This window comes from Neisseria sp. P0021.S007, from assembly GCF_051956855.1.
In genome coordinates this window covers 1-768 of sequence record NZ_JBQCXA010000389.1, presented here as the reverse complement: position 1 = coordinate 768, position 768 = coordinate 1, and the positions used below count along the sequence as shown (strand labels likewise).

Annotated in this window: 1 protein-coding gene; it reads left to right on the top strand. The window is 54.3% G+C overall.

What is annotated here, in order from left to right; genetic code table 11:
• Positions 1 to 768, top strand: a 768-nt coding sequence (locus ACTHUR_RS13550; RefSeq protein WP_440399048.1) for an Mrp/NBP35 family ATP-binding protein, incomplete at both ends; no start/stop codon positions are given.

The window sequence follows — 768 nt, the reverse complement described above, 5'->3', positions numbered from 1 at the left end:
GCGGTATTGATTCCCCACACAATGCGCACCTTAGGCAGCGAAAAAGCCGTTACACTCCTTGAAGAGCGTTCAGACGGCCTGCATATCGGCCTGAAATTCGCGTTCCCAGTTGCCCATATTGCCGCAGACATTGCCAATGCCGTTCAAGAAGCCGTCATTTCGCATACCGGCGATACCCACATTCACTTGAGTATCGATACCGAAATCGGTACGCATAAAGTTCAACCCGGCGTAGCAACCATCAAAGGCGTGAAAAACATTATCGCCGTTGCATCGGGCAAAGGCGGCGTCGGCAAATCAACGACCACAGCCAACCTTGCCACCGCAATGGCCAGAATGGGCGCGCGCGTCGGCGTACTCGATGCCGACCTGTACGGCCCAAGCCAGCCCACCATGCTCGGCGTACAAGACCGCAAACCCGACCAACAAAACAAAAAACTCATTCCCGTTGAAGCCGAAAGCGGCATTCAAGTGATGTCCATCGGTTTCCTGGTCGATACCGACCAAGCCGTCGTTTGGCGCGGCCCGATGGTCAGCCAAGCCTTGCAACAGCTTATGTTCCAAAGCGAGTGGGACAATGTCGATTATCTCTTCATCGACCTGCCGCCCGGTACCGGCGATATCCAATTGACCCTGTCGCAAAAAATCCCCGTGACCGGCTCCGTTGTCGGCACCACGCCGCAAGACATCGCCCTGATTGATGCACGCAAAGCCGTGGATATGTTCAACAAAGTCAATATCCCGATTTTGGGCGTTTTAGAAAACATG